This window comes from Pleurocapsa sp. PCC 7327 (assembly GCF_000317025.1).
In the GTDB taxonomy this organism is placed as follows: Bacteria; Cyanobacteriota; Cyanobacteriia; order Cyanobacteriales; family Microcystaceae; genus Hydrococcus.
The window spans coordinates 1234265-1252369 of record NC_019689.1 but is presented as its reverse complement, the minus strand read 5'-3'; the positions used below and the strand labels follow the sequence as shown (position 1 = coordinate 1252369).

Annotated in this window: 17 protein-coding genes and 1 pseudogene; 12 read left to right on the top strand and 6 right to left on the bottom strand. The window is 46.1% G+C overall.

Features of this window, described 5'->3' with window-relative positions; translation table 11 throughout:
* Nucleotides 1-5 precede the first annotated feature (5 nt).
* Together PLE7327_RS05605 and PLE7327_RS23160 are read left to right on the top strand one after the other, a co-directional pair.
* Nucleotides 6-1010: a zinc-binding dehydrogenase gene (locus PLE7327_RS05605; RefSeq protein ID WP_015142891.1), complete on the top strand. Its 1005-nt coding sequence runs from the start codon at nt 6-8 to the stop codon at nt 1008-1010.
* Between the two features lie 88 nt (nt 1011-1098).
* Nucleotides 1099-1239 (top strand): annotated as a pseudogene (locus tag PLE7327_RS23160) (glutathione S-transferase family protein); the annotation flags it as partial.
* A gap of 48 nt (nt 1240-1287) precedes the next feature.
* On the opposite strand, the gene PLE7327_RS24740 reads toward PLE7327_RS23160, so the two are convergent.
* Entirely contained in the window at nt 1288-1461 is a 174-nt protein-coding gene (locus tag PLE7327_RS24740) for a hypothetical protein (RefSeq protein WP_186005368.1), read from the bottom strand.
* 399 nt (nt 1462-1860) lie between these two features.
* On the opposite strand from PLE7327_RS24740, the gene bchI reads away from it, so the two are divergent.
* The 6 genes from bchI (at nt 1861) to PLE7327_RS05575 (ending at nt 7144) form a co-directional block, all read left to right on the top strand.
* Nucleotides 1861-2940: a magnesium chelatase ATPase subunit I gene (gene bchI, locus PLE7327_RS05600; protein ID WP_015142889.1), complete on the top strand. Its 1080-nt coding sequence runs from the start codon at nt 1861-1863 to the stop codon at nt 2938-2940.
* Nucleotides 2941-3008: 68 nt separating this feature from the next.
* On the top strand, nt 3009-3794 hold the full coding sequence (locus PLE7327_RS05595) for an ABC transporter ATP-binding protein (protein WP_015142888.1): 786 nt from the start codon (nt 3009-3011) through the stop codon (nt 3792-3794).
* Nucleotides 3795-3844: 50 nt separating this feature from the next.
* The gene (locus tag PLE7327_RS05590; RefSeq protein ID WP_015142887.1) at nt 3845-5251 is read left to right on the top strand and encodes an MlaD family protein; all 1407 of its coding nucleotides are present in this window, start codon (nt 3845-3847) and stop codon (nt 5249-5251) included.
* 145 nt (nt 5252-5396) lie between these two features.
* Nucleotides 5397-5759, top strand: coding sequence for a photosynthetic/respiratory NAD(P)H-quinone oxidoreductase subunit C (gene ndhC, locus PLE7327_RS05585; protein WP_015142886.1), 363 nt, complete (start codon nt 5397-5399; stop codon nt 5757-5759).
* A gap of 97 nt (nt 5760-5856) precedes the next feature.
* Nucleotides 5857-6612 (top strand): photosynthetic/respiratory NAD(P)H-quinone oxidoreductase subunit K, encoded by a 756-nt coding sequence (gene ndhK, locus PLE7327_RS05580; protein WP_015142885.1) that lies wholly within the window; start codon nt 5857-5859, stop codon nt 6610-6612.
* Complete coding sequence (locus PLE7327_RS05575) at nt 6605-7144, top strand: NAD(P)H-quinone oxidoreductase subunit J (RefSeq protein WP_015142884.1); 540 nt, start codon at nt 6605-6607, stop codon at nt 7142-7144. Before ndhK ends, PLE7327_RS05575 begins: the two co-directional genes overlap by 8 nt.
* A gap of 103 nt (nt 7145-7247) precedes the next feature.
* Here the strand turns inward: PLE7327_RS05575 and PLE7327_RS05570 are convergent, their stop codons facing one another.
* Nucleotides 7248-9545: a bifunctional (p)ppGpp synthetase/guanosine-3',5'-bis(diphosphate) 3'-pyrophosphohydrolase gene (locus PLE7327_RS05570; protein ID WP_015142883.1), complete on the bottom strand. Its 2298-nt coding sequence runs from the start codon at nt 9543-9545 to the stop codon at nt 7248-7250.
* A 285-nt stretch (nt 9546-9830) separates the two neighbouring features.
* Between PLE7327_RS05570 and patD the strand changes: the two genes are divergently transcribed.
* Together patD and PLE7327_RS05560 are read left to right on the top strand one after the other, a co-directional pair.
* On the top strand, nt 9831-10199 hold the full coding sequence (gene patD / locus PLE7327_RS05565; protein ID WP_015142882.1) for a heterocyst frequency control protein PatD: 369 nt from the start codon (nt 9831-9833) through the stop codon (nt 10197-10199).
* Between the two features lie 128 nt (nt 10200-10327).
* Complete coding sequence (locus tag PLE7327_RS05560; RefSeq protein WP_015142881.1) at nt 10328-12013, top strand: ABC transporter ATP-binding protein; 1686 nt, start codon at nt 10328-10330, stop codon at nt 12011-12013.
* Between the two features lie 286 nt (nt 12014-12299).
* On the opposite strand, the gene gshB is transcribed toward PLE7327_RS05560, so the two are convergent.
* Both gshB and grxC read right to left on the bottom strand, forming a co-directional pair.
* The gene (gshB, locus tag PLE7327_RS05555; RefSeq protein ID WP_015142880.1) at nt 12300-13271 is read right to left on the bottom strand and encodes a glutathione synthase; all 972 of its coding nucleotides are present in this window, start codon (nt 13269-13271) and stop codon (nt 12300-12302) included.
* Between the two features lie 210 nt (nt 13272-13481).
* Nucleotides 13482-13751, bottom strand: coding sequence for a glutaredoxin 3 (gene grxC, locus PLE7327_RS05550; RefSeq protein ID WP_015142879.1), 270 nt, complete (start codon nt 13749-13751; stop codon nt 13482-13484).
* Between the two features lie 183 nt (nt 13752-13934).
* Between grxC and PLE7327_RS05545 the strand changes: the two genes are divergently transcribed.
* On the top strand, nt 13935-14711 hold the full coding sequence (locus PLE7327_RS05545) for a pentapeptide repeat-containing protein (protein WP_015142878.1): 777 nt from the start codon (nt 13935-13937) through the stop codon (nt 14709-14711).
* Between the two features lie 13 nt (nt 14712-14724).
* Complete coding sequence (locus PLE7327_RS05540) at nt 14725-15348, top strand: TenA family protein (protein ID WP_015142877.1); 624 nt, start codon at nt 14725-14727, stop codon at nt 15346-15348.
* A gap of 81 nt (nt 15349-15429) precedes the next feature.
* Here the strand turns inward: PLE7327_RS05540 and phaB are convergent, their stop codons facing one another.
* Together phaB and PLE7327_RS05530 are read right to left on the bottom strand one after the other, a co-directional pair.
* Nucleotides 15430-16167, bottom strand: coding sequence for an acetoacetyl-CoA reductase PhaB (gene phaB, locus PLE7327_RS05535; protein WP_015142876.1), 738 nt, complete (start codon nt 16165-16167; stop codon nt 15430-15432).
* Between the two features lie 182 nt (nt 16168-16349).
* On the bottom strand, nt 16350-18005 hold the full coding sequence (locus PLE7327_RS05530; RefSeq protein ID WP_015142875.1) for a Ppx/GppA phosphatase family protein: 1656 nt from the start codon (nt 18003-18005) through the stop codon (nt 16350-16352).
* Nucleotides 18006-18105: the final 100 nt, after the last annotated feature.

Below are 18105 nucleotides of genomic sequence, written 5' to 3'. Positions count from 1 at the left end.
TTTTTATGTACAAAGTCGTAGTCAATGCCTTTGGCGGTAGCGACCAACTTTCAATCGTCGAAGAACCCGAGCTCACTCCTGATAGCAACCAAGTTATCGTGCGACTGACCAGCATTGGTATGAATCACGCCGATTTGATGGCACGGCGAGGCGAATATCGCTTGATTTCTGGCGCGCCACCCTTTACGCCAGGAATAGAAGGAGGCGGTTACATCGAAGCCATTGGCGATCTCGTTACGGATCGCCATGTCGGTCAGCGCGTTATCCTGACTTTAGATGCGCCTGCGTCTAAAGGCATCGGCAAAGGCACTTATCAATCTCATTACCTCATTGCTGCCGATAAAACTATCCCTGCTCCTGACGAAATTTCTGATGAGATCCTGGGCGCTATTTGGTATCCCTATCTAACCGCTTGGGGTTGCTTAATTTGGAGGCAGCAACTACAACCCGGACAAAGCGTTCTCATTCCAGCAGCCAGTAGTAGCGTTGCGATCGCAGCTTCTCAGGTAGTCAAGCACTATGGTGGCATTGCGATCGGGACGACCACCAGTCCGGATAAAGTCGAGAAACTACAAGCTATGCCCGAAGTCCGGTTCGACCATTTAATCGTAACGCGCAATTCCCAATGGTGGCGAGAAGTCAAGCACTTAACTGCCGGGAAAGGACCCGATGTCATTTTCGATCCCGTTGCTGCCGGAGAATTCCTCAACCAAGAAATCCGCCTGATAGCCAATGGAGGCACAATTTGGATTTATGGGTTGTTAGGCAAACCGGATGTCGTAGACGTTAGTCCTTTAATTCGTAAAGCTGCGGCGATTCGCGGTTGGTTAATTAACGAACTTTCTGGCAGCGAACGAGAGCAAATCGCCTATCAACATGTTTTAGAATGTCTTGTCAATGGGACATATAAGTTACCTATTGCTGCCAAATTTTCACTCTGCGACGTTCGTCACGCTAATCAAGCAATGGAAAAGGGCGAACATATTGGCAAATTAATTTTAATTCCGTAAGTAGTTAGTCGTTATTAAAAATATGGATATTTTCTCTTAATGACTAACGACTAACTATTAACCATCAACTAACAAGGAAAAATTATTGATGCTGAAATTTTACTACAATCCTATTTCCCCGATCGCTCGTCGCGTCTGGATAGTGCTACTAGAAAAAAACATTCCCTTTGAATCGGTACTAGTCAACTTAAACGGCGACAAATTCCAACCAGAGTTTTTAGCCATTAACGAAACTAGGAATCGATCTGAGTAATTCCCCCAATATTAAAGATTGGTGTCAACGTTTAATGCAGCGAGAAGCATGGCAAAAGGTGCAACCCAATGACCAGGAAGTAAAAACTTTCAAGCAAAGAGCAAAAGCTTTGTTGACATTGCGCCAGCGCGAATTAGAGCGAGAAAGTTCTTCTAACGCCTGAGATCTTGCACCATTCTCAACAACTGCTGTTGTCATTAATTTCCTGGTCGAGCGAAAAAGTCCTCTAAAGAAGACCCGATAGGAATTTGAGTCGATTTTAATCGAGTTGAGCTTTGAGCCTAGAACTTTAGTTCTAGGCGTTGATGCCAAAGGTGCGAGATCGGATCTGAGTCTAACCGAACATAAGGCAGAGAGCGGTTCAAAAATTTTGAATCTCAATTTTGACGAAGTACCTTGCACTTTTGAACAATAATTCCTGGATGTCACAGAGCAAGCGGATTTATTCGTAGGGTCAATCCTTTGATCCAGAATCCTTTGATCCAAAATCGAATGACCCGATGAGTCCTATGGCACAATGAGAGACACTGACTAAAAGAATTGCTCTCATCGAACAAATTTTTCGTATAAATTTCAACTGACACAACTAAACCAGATATGACTGCAACCCTCCAAGCACCTCCAAAGACTCGTCGCGTAATTTTCCCCTTCACCGCGATTGTAGGTCAAGAAGAAATGAAACTCGCTCTCATCCTCAATGTAATCGATCCGAAAATTGGCGGGGTAATGATTATGGGCGATCGCGGCACTGGCAAATCGACGACAATTCGGGCCTTAGCCGATTTATTGCCAGAAATTGAAGTCGTCGCCGACGATCCCTTCAATTCCGATCCCTACGATCCCGATCTAATGAGCGATCGCGTTCGGGAGCAACTAGAGAAACAAATTCCCCTACAAATTGTCAAAAAGAAAGTTCCCATGGTTGACTTGCCTCTAGGAGCCACTGAAGATAGAGTTTGCGGCACGATCGACATTGAAAAAGCCCTCTCCGAAGGGGTGAAAGCCTTTGAACCCGGACTGCTGGCAAAAGCTAATCGAGGCATTCTCTACGTCGATGAAGTCAACTTGCTCGACGATCACCTCGTAGACGTTTTATTGGATTCTGCCGCTAGCGGTTGGAATACCGTCGAACGAGAAGGAATTTCCATTCGCCACCCCGCCCGTTTCGTGCTGGTAGGTTCCGGCAACCCAGAAGAAGGAGAATTGCGACCTCAGTTGCTCGATCGCTTTGGCATGCACGCCGAAATTCACACCGTCAAAGAACCCGCGCTGAGAGTGCAAATCGTCGAGCAGCGCTCCGAATTTGACAGCAATCCCCAAAAATTCTGCGAAAAATACCAACCCGAACAAGAAGCGCTGCAAGAGAAGATTATTAACGCTCAAAAACTTCTGCCCCAAGTCGAAATCGATTACGATTTGCGCATTAAAATTTCCGAAGTTTGTTCCGCTCTCGATGTCGATGGCTTGAGAGGAGATATCGTCACCAATCGCGCCGCTAAAGCCCTAGCAGCCTTTGAAGGGCGCACGACCGTGACGGTAGACGATATTCGTCGGGTAATTACCTTGGCTCTGCGGCACCGACTGCGCAAAGACCCCCTGGAGTCGATCGAATCCGGCTATAAAGTCGAAAAAGCCTTCAATCGGGTATTCGGTTTGGAAGTGTCAGAAGAAAACTAGCCATCGGTTATAGTTATTAGTCTCTAGTCATTCGCTATGCTTGACTAAGGACTGCTAACTCAAGACACATGACACAAGAGCCTTTGATCGAACTGAGAGGGGTTTGCAAGTCGTTTGGCGACAAGGTGATTCTTGACCACATAGACTTGAGTATCTATCGAGGGGAAGCACTGGTTATTATCGGTCCTTCTGGAACGGGCAAGTCGACAGTCCTACGGGCGATCGCTGGCTTGATTCCCATCGATTCGGGCGAAATCTATATCAAGGGCAAACGGCGGCTAGGATTAATCGAAGATGAAGAGGATAGTCTCCGCATCTCTTTGGTGTTTCAGCAGGCAGCCTTATTCGATTCCCTAACCGTCGAAGAGAACGTTGGTTTTTTTCTCTATCAACACTCCAAGCTCCCTGGCGAGAAAATTCGGGAACTGGTCGAGGAAAAACTCGAAGTGGTGGGGTTACGCGGCATTGGCGATCGCTACCCTGCCGAACTGTCTGGCGGGATGCGCAAACGAGTAAGCTTTGCTAGGGCAATTATGTCCAATCCCGAAAACCCTCAGGATAACCCCGAAGTTCTCCTCTACGACGAACCTACCGCAGGTCTCGATCCCATTGCTTCAACCGTTATCGAAGATTTAGTCCGTCACCTGCAACGCAGTCCGGGAGGATGCGATACCTACGTGATGGTGACACATCAGCAGAGTACGATTCGCCGCACCGCCGATCGCATTGTGTTTCTCTATGACGGGAAAATTCAATGGCAAGGAAGCTGTGGGGAAATCGATACCACCGATCACCCCATGGTACGGCAATTTTTTAGCGCTAGCGTTCGCGGTCCGATCAAAGTCATCGATTGAGCTAGTGTAGTCATAAAACCTTTGATGTTGAGACAAAGTGAGGAATACAGATGCTGCGATCGCGAACGGTTCGAGAAGGCACGGTTGGATTATTTGCCCTGTTGGGATTAGTATTATTTGGCGGACTGGCTATTTGGCTGCGGGGTGGGGGATTCGGTCAACGGAACTACCAATTCATCGCTGAATTTAGTGACGTTAGCGGTCTGCAAATCGGCGCTCCCGTTCGCTATCGAGGCGTGACAGTGGGCAAAATTGCTGCCATGAACCCCGGGCTGAAGAATGTTGATGTCGTTCTAGAAATTTCCTCGGCTAACGTCATTCTTCCCCGCCAGGTGAGAATCCAAACCAATCGCTACGGATTAATCGGCGAAGCATCGGTAGACATCACTCCCCTGGGAGCGCTTCCCTCGGATACTCAGGCTTTCAATCCGCTTAGTCCCGATTGTAATTCCCAAGCAATTATTTGTGAAGGCGATCGCCTCAAGGGCGATCCCGGCGTTCAGCTTTTCGAAAATCTTGCTCGTCTAAGCGAACTTTATACCGATCCAAAATTCTTTAACAGTATTACTGGTGCTGCCCAAAGCGCTTCTGTAGCTGCCGAGCGTATTGCCAAACTAAGCGATGTTTTAGCCCGTTTGTCTGTGACGGTTAACAGAGAAATTCAAGGCGTTTCCGATACAACTGAGGCACTGACGAAAACAGCCAATGAAACAACTCAGTTTATCGACAACGCCAATAGTTTACTCGCAGAAAATCGCAGCACTTTACAGAGGACGCTCAATAATACTTCTGAACTGGCAAACAGTTTGAACAGTTTGATCGAAGAGAATCGAACCAATCTAAGCGCAACCCTCAATAATATCGATCGCACCAGTCAAGAGCTACAAAAGTTGGTAGAACAGGTAAATACGGGACTGGCTACTTCTGACACTCAAAAAATCGTACAGAACTTAGAAACGTTAGTAGCTAATGCAGCCGCAACATCAACCAATCTGCGAGAACTTTCTGGGATGCTCAACGATCCTGCCAATGCCCTAACATTGCAGCGCACCTTGGACTCGGCTAGAGCCACCTTTGAAAATGCCCAGAAAATTACTTCAGACCTAGACGATCTCACTGGCGATCCGGCATTCCGAGACAATCTGCGCAACTTGGTTAACGGACTGGGCAATCTAGTCTCCTCAACTCAGAATTTAGAGCGGCAGATTCAAACGGCACAAGCGCTAGGAATCGTCAAACAAGAACCGGAACGAACGAGCAGATCGCCCCAACGCCTCAAACCTTACAGTACTACGGTCAGCAGTAATGATGCCAAAGCGCCACTGCCCTATTTAGAACTCATGTCTAAAAATATTTTTCAATCCCCTGCCTCTTTTAAGCTTTTTTTCGAGCCATCGTCGAAAGCTTTTCCAACTCCTTCAAGCTTCCAGTTGCAAGGATCGTTACCAGAGGATTAGACGGTTTTATATTGCTAATAACTTCTTTGATAAACTCTCTGAGAGAAGAAACTTTAACGAAACCTTTATAATAGGTAACTGTAACAAAAATAACGCAGGTCTTCTCGGCTGAGGGTTATTTGTTAAGAGGAGTATTAAGGTCGCAGTGTTTGTCCTTTCTGGGTATGAATATTTACTTGGTTTCCTACTAGCTTGCAGCCTAGTTCCTATCCTAGCTCTAACAGCGTCAAAACTTTTACGACCTAGCGGTGGCGGTCCAGAACGACGTACCACCTACGAATCTGGAATGGAACCCATCGGAGGAGCTTGGATTCAGTTCAATATTCGCTATTACATGTTTGCTCTGGTTTTCGTCGTCTTTGACGTAGAAACCGTGTTTTTATATCCTTGGGCAGTTGCCTTTAATCGTCTCGGACTGCTCGCTTTCGTCGAAGCGCTCATTTTTATTGCCATTCTGGTCGTCGCTCTTGTCTATGCTTGGAGAAAAGGCGCTCTAGAATGGTCTTAGCCGGAGTTCGGTGTTCGGTAATCGGTTAACTCGCTGGTTCCGTTAACTGAATCCTGAAATCGTTACCAGCACTTATTTGATACAGCGATCGAAAACTATGAGTCCTAATTTAACTACCAACGAAGCTGCCCTAGAGCAGCAGCAAAAAGAAAAAATCCTCAATCCAATTAATCGCACTCAGGTCACGCAAGATCTGTCGGAAAATGTCATTTTAACCACTGTAGACGATCTCTACAACTGGGCGCGATTGTCCAGCCTCTGGCCCTTACTGTACGGAACCGCCTGTTGTTTTATTGAATTTGCTGCCTTGATTGGCGCACGGTTTGATTTTGACCGCTTTGGTTTAGTTCCCCGTTCTAGTCCCCGACAAGCAGATTTGATTATCACCGCAGGCACGATTACCATGAAAATGGCACCAGCGCTGGTTCGCCTCTACGAAGAGATGCCAGAACCGAAATATGTCATCGCCATGGGAGCTTGCACTATCACGGGCGGAATGTTTAGCGTTGACTCGACGACGGCAGTCAGAGGAGTCGATAAGCTGATTCCGGTTGATGTTTATATTCCTGGCTGCCCGCCTCGTCCGGAAGCAATTATCGACGCGATTATCAAGCTGCGCAAAAAAATTGCCAATGATTCGATTCAAGATAGAGCAGCGGTAACACAGCAAACCCATCGCTACTATAGCACTACCCACAGTATGAAGGTAGTAGAGCCAATTCTGACGGGTAAATATCTCCGGGCTGGAACTCGCGAAATGCCACCGCTGGAGTTGACCGAAGCGATGGGAATGCCAGTTCCACCCGCTCTAGCAGCGTCACAGAAACAAAAGGAGGAAGTTAACCGTGGCTGAAGAAACTCAGTCAGATAAGCCGACAGGTGAAGCACCAGAAGCCTCTGCAATTGTCCAGGCGGGTAAGATCTCTAGCTGGCTGACGGAAAATGGCTTCGAGAATACAGCGCTTGAGGTAGATCATTTAGGAGTCGAGCTAATCAAGGTAGAGCCAGAGTTTCTCATTCCTATTGCTACCGCGCTCTATGCCTACGGATTTAACTATCTCCAGTGCCAAGGCGCTTACGATCTCGGTCCCGGAAAAGAGTTAGTTAGTTTTTATCATCTTATCAAGGTCAGTGACGATGCCGATCGCCCTGAAGAAGTTCGACTAAAAGTCTTTCTGCCGCGAGATAATCCTAGGGTGCCTTCGGTATACTGGATTTGGAAAGGAGCCGACTGGCAAGAACGCGAAAGCTACGATATGTATGGCATTGTCTATGAGGGACACCCGAATCTCAAGCGAATTTTGATGCCGGAAGATTGGGTGGGCTGGCCTCTGCGTAAGGATTATGTCTCGCCAGATTTCTATGAATTACAAGATGCCTATTAAACGAGAATTGGGACAGGTATTGCGACAATCGCCAATTCTCCCTAGGTCCTAAAGGCATAGCACTCGCTTTTAAAGAACGGGCGAGTGTTTATTTTTGATTGCTTTATTTGACTAGATCGGGAGCTACTTGACCGACTCGACGGATATCGATAACGTCGCTCATATTTTTAATGCGATCGAAGGTGCGATCGAGCTGTTGGCGATCCTGAATGTCAATACTTAAAGAAATCAACGCTGGTTTGCCACTACTGGTTTTTACGCCAGCATTGCGAACGTTGATATTTTGATCGCTCAAGCGAGACAGGATATCTTTTAAGACTCCCACTCGGTCGATCGCTTCAATTTGAATATCGACCGGATAAGTTTGAGGTCGTCCGTTGCTGTCGATTGGATTCCACTTGACGGGAATTAACCTCTCTACTGGCGCGTTCTCGGCATTGACGCAACCCTGACGATGAATGGCAATGCCTCTGGAACCGCGGCCGACAACGCCGACAATCGCTTCGCCGGGAATGGGATGACAACATTTAGCGATATGATACAGTAGTCCTTCAACGCCAGCGATCGGAGATTTACTGCTCGTGGTGCTAGTCACATGACGAGCTGGCGTTGGCGGGGTTAGCTCGGTTAGTACGTCTGCTTCATCCATCTCCATCTCAGCTTGTTGCGCTTTAATGGTTATTTCTCGCAATCGGTTGACTACTTGATTCGAGGTAAGTTCCCCGTAACCGAGTGCCGCCAACAAGTCTTCGACGGTTTGATAGTTACATCGTTCGGCAACCACTTGCATTGGTTCCGATTTGAGCAAAGCTTCTAAACCGCTTTTGCCCAGTTCTTTTTCTAATAATTCCCGCCCGCGTGCGATGTTTTCTTCTCGGCGCGATCGCTTGTACCATTGACGAATGCGATTGCGGGCGCTTGGCGTAACGACGAAGTTAAGCCAGTCTAAACTGGGATGAGCGTTTTTCTGAGTAATAATTTCTACGATGTCGCCATTTTGCAAGGGCGTATCCAATACCGACCATCGCCCGTTAATCCGCGCCCCTTTCATGTGATGTCCGATTTCAGTGTGAATATGATAGGCGAAATCGACTGGCGTTGCTCCTTGCGCTAGGGCAACTACATCTCCTTTGGGAGTAAAAACGTAGACGTCATCTTCAAACAGATTATCTTTGAGATTGTCCACATATTCCTGAGCGTCTTTGAGGTCGTTTTGCCACTCCAGTAGCTGGCGCAACCAAGTAAATTTCTCATCTTCTTGCGATAGCTGGGCAGTACTGGAACCTCCGGTTTCCTTATATTTCCAGTGGGCAGCAATCCCGTATTCGGCAATGTGGTGCATTTCCAGCGTCCGAATTTGCACTTCCATGGGACGACCGTTTAACCCGACAACCGTCGTATGCAGCGATTGATAGCGGTTAGGTTTTGGCAGTCCGATGTAATCTTTAAAGCGACCTGGAATGGGTCTAAACGCATCGTGAACGACTGCTAGCGCGCGATAGCATTCGTCTTTGCTGTCTACGATAATTCTCAGCGCGGCGATATCATAAATTTCGTGAAATTCCTTCTGCTGACGTTGCATCTTCTGGTAGATTCCATAGAGATGTTTGGGTCGCCCTTTGATTTCTCGAACGTTAATTCCCAAACTGGTCAAGCGCTCTCGCAGCATTTCGGAAACTTTTTCTAGTCTCGCCTCGCGATCGGTTCGTTTTTCTGCCACTAGAGATTGAACTGCCCGATAGGCTTCTGGTTCTAAATACTTAAAGGCTAAATCTTCTAATTCCCACTTTAAGCGCCCGATCCCCAAACGGTTAGCCAACGGCGCAAAGATTTCTCGCGTTTCTAAAGCAATGCTGCGCTGTTTTTCGGGTTTGAGATGCTCTAGGGTACGCATGTTGTGCAGGCGATCCGCTAGTTTGACGATGATGACGCGAATATCTTTTGCCATCGCCAGGAACATGCGACGAAAGTTTTCGGCTTGACGTTCGGTTTTGCTGGAAAAATTAAATTTCGATAATTTAGTGACCCCTTCTACTAGCTGGCGTACCTCCGCCCCAAACCTTTCCTCGATCTCTTCTAGCGTCACGTCCGTATCTTCGACGACATCGTGAAGAAATCCTGCCGCAATCATTGCTTTATCTCCCCCCAAGTCCCGCAGCAAACTCGCTACAGCGATGGGATGGGCGATGTAAGGTTCTCCCGATTTGCGGTATTGCCCTTCGTGAAGCTCATAGGCAAAGTTAAAGGCGCGACAAATGAGGCTCAGTTCTTCCGCGCGATCGCCTTTAGGATCGGATTTATAGGCAATCAAACATTCTTGCAGCCAATCGGGAAGCTCTAGGGATTGAGAAGCTTCAGAGGCATTGACAGTATTGGGGAGAGTAATGGTAGTTGCGTTCATAGAAGGCGTGCTTGGACGAGTAAAAAGTAGAAGAGAAGGAGGTCTTGAGAAAGATAATCATAAGGCAGGGAGTTAACAGACTGCTCTCGATAAAACCTACTACTATAGTTAGTTGAATCCTGACGCTGCTGGCGCGCATTCCTATTCTGTAGCACCAGAACCAGTGTTAGGTATGAAAATTAAAACCTTCTTTTAACGATTCCACTGGGTAAGAACTTGACTTGATGTCAGTCTCTCCCAAAAAATTAATATTATTTAACAGATTTTAGCGCAATCTGGTGCCGTATGTTACCAACATTACACCAAAATGCCTATCAAAAATTGTTAACTCTCTTAAGAGGGTTGCGGGAGCAGCTCGATTCTCCTAATTCCAGGGTAACTGTTATACAGGAAAAGTTTCAGCAAATTCAACAAGTCTTCCAAGAAGAGGTTATGCTCTTGGAAAGCGACGAACTAGAGGGAACTTTCGCTTCGCACTTTCAGTCGATGCAAACGGAGATGCACCGAGCGCTACGGCTGTTGGGAACGGATATTCTCTTTTTGAGGTCATCCAAACAAGCAGCCACCTCAGAGCAACGATTAGCAGCGATCCGCGATCGCGTTGATAATTCGATCGGTTTTTGTCAAGCTATCCTGACATTTGAGAGCGAATAAGTAAAAACTTCTCTTGGAAAGCCATTGACATAAGATTGTCACTTTTGGTGTGCAAAGGAAACTCCTTTGATTCTCGCAAAAGTCCTAAGATAATACATCATCAAGATTGTGCGAATCACTGAGCAATGATGACCGAACCCTTATTTTGCGTAGAAAATTTGCGGGTTGCCTATCCCAGCCATCGCGCTACAGAAAAAATTGATTGGGCAGTTGATGATGTCTCGTTTACTCTCAACAAAGGCGAAAAACTTGGACTGATAGGAGAATCGGGATGCGGAAAATCGACGATAGGACGCGCGGCAATGCGCTTGCTGCCTCCTTCATCTCGTATCGAAGGACAGATTAAGTATAGAGGAAAGCCAGTCTTCGGTCTCAATTCCGTGCAATTGCGACAATTTCGGGGAGAGGTAGTTGCGTTAGTCTTTCAAGATCCTATGACGCGCCTCGATCCCCTGATGACGATTGGAGAGCATTGTATCGAAACTCTCAGAGCGCATCAACCTCAATTATCGCGCCGCCAAGCCAAGGAAAAAGCACTTGCAACCCTAGAAAAGGTAAAAATCCCTGCCAATCGCTGGGGGCAGTATCCCCACGAGTTTAGCGGCGGAATGCGTCAAAGAGTCGCGATCGCGCTTGCCTTACTCCTCAATCCTAACGCGATTGTGGCAGACGAACCCACGACTAGCTTAGATGTTACCGTTGCCTCGGAGATCTTGCAGGAACTTACCCGCCTGTGCAACGAGCATGAGATGGCACTTTTAATGATTTCTCACGATTTAGCCATGGTAGGGGAATACTGCGATCGCATTGCCGTAATGTACGGGGGCAAAATTGTCGAAACAGGTTCGGTAAAATCAATTTTCCATCATCCCCAGCATCAATATACCCAGTCTCTCCTAAAAGCCGCCTTGCATATTCATTTAGAGGAGAAGTCAGCCGTAGAGACGAATGACAGTATGCCCGTTCGGGAGTTACAAACTCACACAAGTCACCAACAACCAATCCCGCTATTAAAAGTTATAGATTTAAAGCAATACTATACCTTAGAAGGAAATCTTTTAGAGCAATGGCTTTCAAAAGAAAAAAAGGTTATCAAAGCCGTTGATGAAGTGAATTTTGAGCTATATCCAGGAGAAATCTTGGGATTGGTAGGAGAATCCGGGTGTGGCAAAAGTACGCTATCTCGAACGATTTTACAGTTAATTCGTCCCACTTCTGGAGCGGTAGAGTTTTTGGGAGAAGATTTAACCCGACTTTCCCCCCAACAAATGCGCCAAAAACGCCGTCACATACAAATGGTGTTTCAAGATCCCCATGCTTGTCTCAATCCTTTAATGACCATAGGAGAAAGCATTACCGATCCCTTATTTATCCATCAGTTAGCAACTCCCGCACAAGCCAAAGAGCGAGTAGAAAGAATGCTCAAACGGGTGGGATTAACGCCTGTGGAAGATTATTATTATCGCTATCCTAGCGATTTATCCGGGGGACAACAACAAAGAGTTGCGATCGCCCGCGCGTTAATTACTCATCCTCAGTTACTCATCTGCGACGAACCTGTCAGCATGTTAGATGCTAGCGTCCAGACGCAAGTTTTAGATTTAATGTTAGAGTTAAAGAAAGAATTTAATCTGACTTATCTCTTTATTACTCACGATCTCTGGGTGGCCAGATTTCTGTGCGATCGCATTGCCGTAATGAATGCAGGTAAGATTGTCGAACTCGGCGAGACAGAAGAGATTTTCACCAATCCTCAGCATCCCTACACCCAAAAGTTACTAAAAGCTGCCCCTTTATTGGGAGAGTTACGCTAGTAAACTACTCCTCGATATATTTATATCAAATCCGATCGAACAAACACAATAACCAGTAGTGCGAGCTTCTAGCTTGCGTTTGAGCAGGGATGAAAAGCGAGCTAGACGTATGCGCTTACGCGCACGCTACGCGAATGCACTACGTATTATGGTCAATTAAACGGATTTAATATTATTCGAGTCTTTAAAACTCGATCGACGATGGATTAAAAGGAATTGTTCTACGGATATTCGTCAATATTTGAAAAATATCTCTATCTAACTTTCTGTAAGATCGCGATCGAGCTTACGGACTGGGAATTGCCTTCTCTAACCATTGGATGACTTGTTTGCCTAGATTCGTATTGTTAAGGCGATCGATCTCTCGAATTCCCGTGGGGCTGGTCACATTTACCTCAGTCAAATAGCCGCCAATGACATCCAATCCAACAAAATACAAGCCATTATCTCGCAACTTAGGTCCAACAGCGGCACAGATTTCCCGTTCTCTTTCTGTGATGTTTGTTTTTTCTACTTTTCCCCCAACTGCCATATTGCCGCGAAACTCGCTACCCGTAGGAACTCGATTAACTGCCCCAATGGGTTCGCCATTGAGCATGATAATGCGCTTATCTCCATCTTTGGCTTCTGGGAGATATTGTTGAATCATGACGGGTTCCCGTCCGTGTTGAGTGCTAACTTCGATGATGGAGTTAAAATTGCGATCGCTCGGATCTAAAAATAAAATCCCCTCGCCTGCTTTTCCACCTAATGGCTTAAGGACAGCAAATTTTTTCTCCTCTACAAATTGCCGAATAATCGATTTATCCTGACTGACGATCGTTTCCGGCATCACTTGATGAAATTGCAAGGTGTACATTTTTTCATTCGCTTCTCTTAACCCTTGCGGCGAATTAATTACCAAGGTTTTGGCTGGATTAATTAACTCCAGAATGTACGTTGCATAGAGATAGCGCATGGTGACGGGAGGATCGGTTCGCATGAAAACCGCGTCCATATCTTCGAGACAAGTCAACACCCCATCCGAAAGCTGATACCAATTGGGATCGCTAACCCAACGTCCGTTCGCCAGTTTTACTGGAGTCAGCCGAACTTTTTGCAGCGTTGCCCAAGCCGTACCCCCGATAACGCTCAACTGATGTACCTGAGTAATCCAAACTTCGTGTCCGAGAGTTTGTGCTGCCTCCATGAGTGCCACGCTAGTATCGTGTCCCGGATCGAGTCTAGATATGGGATCGATAATAAATGCTAATTTCATTTTCGATTTTGGATTTTCGATTGGAGATTGGTTAGTAGTTAGGAGTTAGTAGGGGCAGGTTTATTTAAAAACGCGAGAGATTTACCTACAGTTAATCTAAAAAACCGCCCGTACAGTTGTTAGTTGTTTGTCTTCTTCGGAGTCTCACAAGTCCTCTTCCTCTTCCCACACTCCTTACACTCCCAGTCCCCCAGTCTCTTGCTTTTCAAGCTATGCAACGTTGCCTTGCAGAAGGGGATCGAGTTGACCTTGCGATTCTAAGGCATATAGATCGTCGCAGCCGCCGACATGTCGATTGTCGATAAAGATTTGGGGTAGACTTCTGCGTCCGTTGGCTCGCTCTGCCATTAAGGCTCTAGCTTCCTCATCGCCATCAATAACGTATTCGGTAAACTCGACGCCTTTCTTACCTAACAAAGCTTTGGCACGAATGCAGAAAGGACAGGAACTCCAGGTGTAAATTTCGACTTTGGCTGCCATGGCTTTTCTTTCTCAATTGTTAAGTAATATTTCAATTTTAAACCGAATCGCACTTGGTTAATTATTGCCTCAAGCTAAGAAACCCAGATTCGCTTTTGTGACTCTAAAATATCTGATAATTAAATTTTCATACCAAGCAGCTATTGCTAGCCTAAATTTACTAGAAACCATTGAGGAAGCTATATGAAATTCAATCTCCTTGCTATCACTACAATTTTATCTGCGATCGGGCTATCAATTCCCGTTCGCGCAGAAAATCTAGAACATCTCCGTCAGTTGCTATCTACGAGAGAATGCAGTCAGTGCGAGCTAAGCGGGGCTGGTTTAGTCATGTCCAACCTCGCTGGCGTCAACCTGCGGGGAGCTAACTTGAGTGGGGCAAACCTGAGTCAAGCCAATCTCACTGGAGCGGATCTTAGCGGGGCAAATCTTGCGGGAGCTTCTTTGTATGGCGCCAACCTAGTTGGTGCTAATTTAGCTGGGGCAATTTTAGATGGTACCGATCTCAGAAGTGCCTATCTCACCAATGCCAATTTAATTGGGACGAAACTCGATACCGCTTACGTCCAAGGAGCTTATGGAATTCCTACCTATGCCGGATCTCCACAACAATTTTACGGCTGGGGTTTGGTCGAAAGTAAAAAAGGAAATCACGTAGCCGCGATCGAACATTATAATCAATCCTTATCCCTCGATCCCCAATTTGCACCTGCCTACTTGGCTCGCGGTATTGCCAATTACCGTTTGGGCAAACAAGGACAAGCCAAAAAAGATGCTGAAATGGCTTCTCAACTCTTCCAAAAGCAACAAAATAAACCTGGCTTTGATGCTTCCCAGAATTTTTTGGTAACCATGGAAGCCATTCGTCAGTCGAATCAAGAGCCAGAAGAAACTTCAGGATTCATGAGGTTTCTACAAGGAGCTGCCTCTTTACTTTTGCAATTTCTCGTAGCTTTTTGATTATGTAATCACTATGCTTAGTAAAGAATTATGGCAAAGCCATCAAGAATTGGCTCGAGCTTGTCTTGAAAATTCTTTCGTCCGAGGAATTGCGACAGGAACTCTAGAGCGAGAAAAATTTGCGTTTTATGTGGGTCAAGATGCCTTTTTCCTAGAAGCTTTTGCTCGTGCATATAGTATTGCTGCGGCAAAAGCTTATGATTGGGAAGGATTTTGTACCTTTCATCGACTGGCGGAAGGAGTTTTAGAAGAATTGCGCTTGCATGAAGACTATGCAAATCAGTGGGGGGTTAACTTACGAGAAGTTAAGCCGGCTCCTGCCACTCGTCGCTATACAGATTTTTTACTGGCAACGGCTTGGGGCAGCGATGTTGGAGTGACGGCAGTTGCGATGAGTCCTTGCATGCGCCTTTATGCGTTTTTAGGGCAACAACTTGCTCAAAATGGCATTCCCGACCATCAATATGCCAATTGGATTTTAGCTTATAGCTCTCCAGAATTTGAAAAACTAGCCCAGCTATTAGAGAGTTTATGCGATCGCTATGCAACTGCAACCGATTTAGTGCGAGAAACCTATCGCTATGCACTTTTGTGCGAGGAAGATTTTTTTACGGCAGCCTGGGAAAGTAAGGTTTAATCTTATCGAAGGGATGCGATCGCAAGGAAGACAATCCTAGATCGCTAAGTCAATCGTCGTAACCTAATATGGCGAGCTGTTTTAGGTGTGGTGGGCACCATTAACTCGCAGCACTTCTCCAGTAACATAGTTGCTAGCTACTGGCGAGAGAAGGAATGCTACTGCCCAAGCAACATCCTCTGGTTTACCGAAACGACGGAAAGGAATCTCGGCAGTAACTTTGTCTTTCACTTTATCTGGAAGTCCCTTAGTCATGTCAGTCTCGATGAATCCAGGAGACACTACGTTAGCCCGTACCCCATAGCGGGCTGCTTCTCTGGCTAGAGACTTGACAAGACCGATTACTGCTGCTTTTGTGGCAGCATAGTTGGTTTGACCGACATTGCCCCTTTCTCCTGAAATCGAACTAACGCAGACGAGCGATCCTTCTCCCCGCTCGTACATTCCTGAAATAAAGGGCTTAATTGTGTGGTTGACTCCCTTCAAGTTAACGTCGATCACTGCATCCCAATCGTCATGGGTTAATTTGGGATAGAAATTATCTTTAGTAATTCCCGCGTTGGCGACTACCCCATATACAGCTCCTAACTTCTCTTCCACCCGTCGAGCGGCTGCCTCTAATGCTGCTGCATCGGTGACATCTGCTTCTATCGGAAGGGCGCCATTGGGAAGATCCCCATCGTAATAATGATTGCTAGAGCGATAAGTGTAAGCTACCTTGGCTCCCAACTGTTGCAGCAAACTCACTACGGTAGCGCCAATGCCTCGATTGCCGCCAGTGACAAAAATTACTTTGTCTTCTAGTCCCAGAGATAACATTAACTAGACTCCTGACATTTAACAGCAGGTTTATCCTAGTAAACTACTCCCTGATTGTAAAGTTTTATTAGATACACTATTAATATTTTCTAAAGAAATCAAAGAATGGTAAAGAAAACAGCAGAATTTGGCATTAGAAAAGACTAAAATGACGCGATCGCAGAGTTTATCTAGTCTCAAAACTAACTTACTGCTGCACGACTTACGGCTAAAGTTGCAACTAGCCTTACTCCATATTCTTCTTCAAACACCCCTTTTTCGTAATCTAAATTCCACAATTCCAAAGCACAATCATCATCGGGATTTGAGGTAAAAAGATGTAAATGTAGGGTTTTATACTCTGAGTCGTACTTGCACTCGAATTTTTCGATCGCTCCAATTTGCCTGCGATCCAAAGCAACTGCAATGCGTAAGATAGCGCTGAGCTGTTTGATGGCTTTGCGATAGTTATCGGGCAGTTTGCTGTAAGGTTCGTGTTTTTTCCTGGGCTTACTCTTACGATGATAGCGAGCTATATTCGCGATGAGTTCCAGTTCTATTTCAGTAAACCCTAATAATTCTGCATTGCGAATTAGATAATAAGAATGTTTGTGATGGGCTGAATGGCTAATATATAAGCCGCAATTGTGTAAAATTGCGGCTGCCCAGAGTAATTCCCTTTCTTCGCTGCCCCAGGAATGAAGATATCCTTGCAATTGGTCGAATAAACTGAGGGCAAAATTGGCAACTCGCTCGCAGTGCTCTAAATTGACTTGATATTTGTGAGCGATTTTAATGACGCTGCGCTCGCGTATTTCGCTCTGATAGCGCATCCGACTATCGATTAAGCCGTGGGTTAGCATCCAGTCTACAATTACGCCTTCTCTGAGCGATCGCTCGCAAATAACAATTGTCTCCAGATTTAGCAGGCTCATGGCTTCCTGCAAAACGATCGCGCCCGCTAGGATAATTTCTGCCCGTTTTTCCGACATGCCAGCAATAGCGGAGCGTTGTTCGCAGTTCATCGCCGCAAAACGCTTGACCATCTCTCTAATGTCTTTGCGGCTTATTTGATAGCCATTGAGGGGATTGGGAACTTCCCCTTGCTTTTCTAGCGCGTGAATAATCGCGAGCGTCTCTATCGTCCCTGAGGTACCTACCATACGCAATTGTTCGCCCGGTTTGATGTAGAAACGCAACTCGTCCGTTGCCCGCTCCAACATTCCCCGCACGTAAGCTTGCAAATAGGCAAACTCTGCCTCGCTAATGGGATCGGTTGTGATGAATTCCCGTGTTAGACGAACGGCTCCGACTTTAGTACTACTCAAGAAACGAGGTTCTTGACTATCAGCCAGGATTAGTTCCGTCGAACCGCCACCAATGTCGATAATGACGTGTGGCTGGTTTTGAAAATCCATCCCCGACAAAACACCGAGATAGATGCGTCGCGCTTCCTCGTATCCTGAGATGAGATTGACAAAAATCCCGACTTCAGATTCAATTCGTTGTAAAAATTCTAATCCATTAGGAGCTTCTCTGGCGGCGCTGGTAGCCACTGCTACGATATGGTCGGCATTCTTGCTAATGGCTAAATCTTTGCAGCGTTGTAGCGCCGCGATCGCTCTTTGCATCGCTTCTGGAGTGAGGTTGCCCGTTTTCGGATCGCGATCGCCCAACCGTACCGTATCTTTTTCCTTAGCAATAATCGTAAATGCAGCTAATATCGGATCGATCTGCACCACTACCATATGAATAGAATTGGTTCCGATATCGATCGCAGCAAGAATAGTCGGCTCTGTCTTACTTGGAGTAGCCAGCTCCGTCCTATTTGTTTTAACCTTATCAACAGAATCAACCATGGGTTTTGCCCTATATCTAACCCTAGAGTTTCCCTTAACCGTGCTAAGAATCAAGATATAACTTAAAAGAACTTAATTAATACTTCTGTCTATAATTTAA

Coding starts and splice junctions, on each gene's coding strand:
- PLE7327_RS24740 (WP_186005368.1), bottom strand. CDS start 1,461: ATGACAACAGCAGTTGTTGAGAATGGTGCAAGATCTCAGGCGTTAGAA.
- bchI (WP_015142889.1), top strand. CDS start 1,861: ATGACTGCAACCCTCCAAGCACCTCCAAAGACTCGTCGCGTAATTTTC.
- patD (WP_015142882.1), top strand. CDS start 9,831: ATGTTACCAACATTACACCAAAATGCCTATCAAAAATTGTTAACTCTC.
- PLE7327_RS05560 (WP_015142881.1), top strand. CDS start 10,328: ATGACCGAACCCTTATTTTGCGTAGAAAATTTGCGGGTTGCCTATCCC.
- ndhK (WP_015142885.1), top strand. CDS start 5,857: ATGAGTCCTAATTTAACTACCAACGAAGCTGCCCTAGAGCAGCAGCAA.
- PLE7327_RS05545 (WP_015142878.1), top strand. CDS start 13,935: ATGAAATTCAATCTCCTTGCTATCACTACAATTTTATCTGCGATCGGG.
- PLE7327_RS05570 (WP_015142883.1), bottom strand. CDS start 9,545: ATGAACGCAACTACCATTACTCTCCCCAATACTGTCAATGCCTCTGAA.
- PLE7327_RS05530 (WP_015142875.1), bottom strand. CDS start 18,005: ATGGTTGATTCTGTTGATAAGGTTAAAACAAATAGGACGGAGCTGGCT.
- phaB (WP_015142876.1), bottom strand. CDS start 16,167: ATGTTATCTCTGGGACTAGAAGACAAAGTAATTTTTGTCACTGGCGGC.
- gshB (WP_015142880.1), bottom strand. CDS start 13,271: ATGAAATTAGCATTTATTATCGATCCCATATCTAGACTCGATCCGGGA.
- grxC (WP_015142879.1), bottom strand. CDS start 13,751: ATGGCAGCCAAAGTCGAAATTTACACCTGGAGTTCCTGTCCTTTCTGC.
- PLE7327_RS05540 (WP_015142877.1), top strand. CDS start 14,725: ATGCTTAGTAAAGAATTATGGCAAAGCCATCAAGAATTGGCTCGAGCT.
- PLE7327_RS05590 (WP_015142887.1), top strand. CDS start 3,845: ATGCTGCGATCGCGAACGGTTCGAGAAGGCACGGTTGGATTATTTGCC.
- PLE7327_RS05595 (WP_015142888.1), top strand. CDS start 3,009: ATGACACAAGAGCCTTTGATCGAACTGAGAGGGGTTTGCAAGTCGTTT.
- PLE7327_RS05605 (WP_015142891.1), top strand. CDS start 6: ATGTACAAAGTCGTAGTCAATGCCTTTGGCGGTAGCGACCAACTTTCA.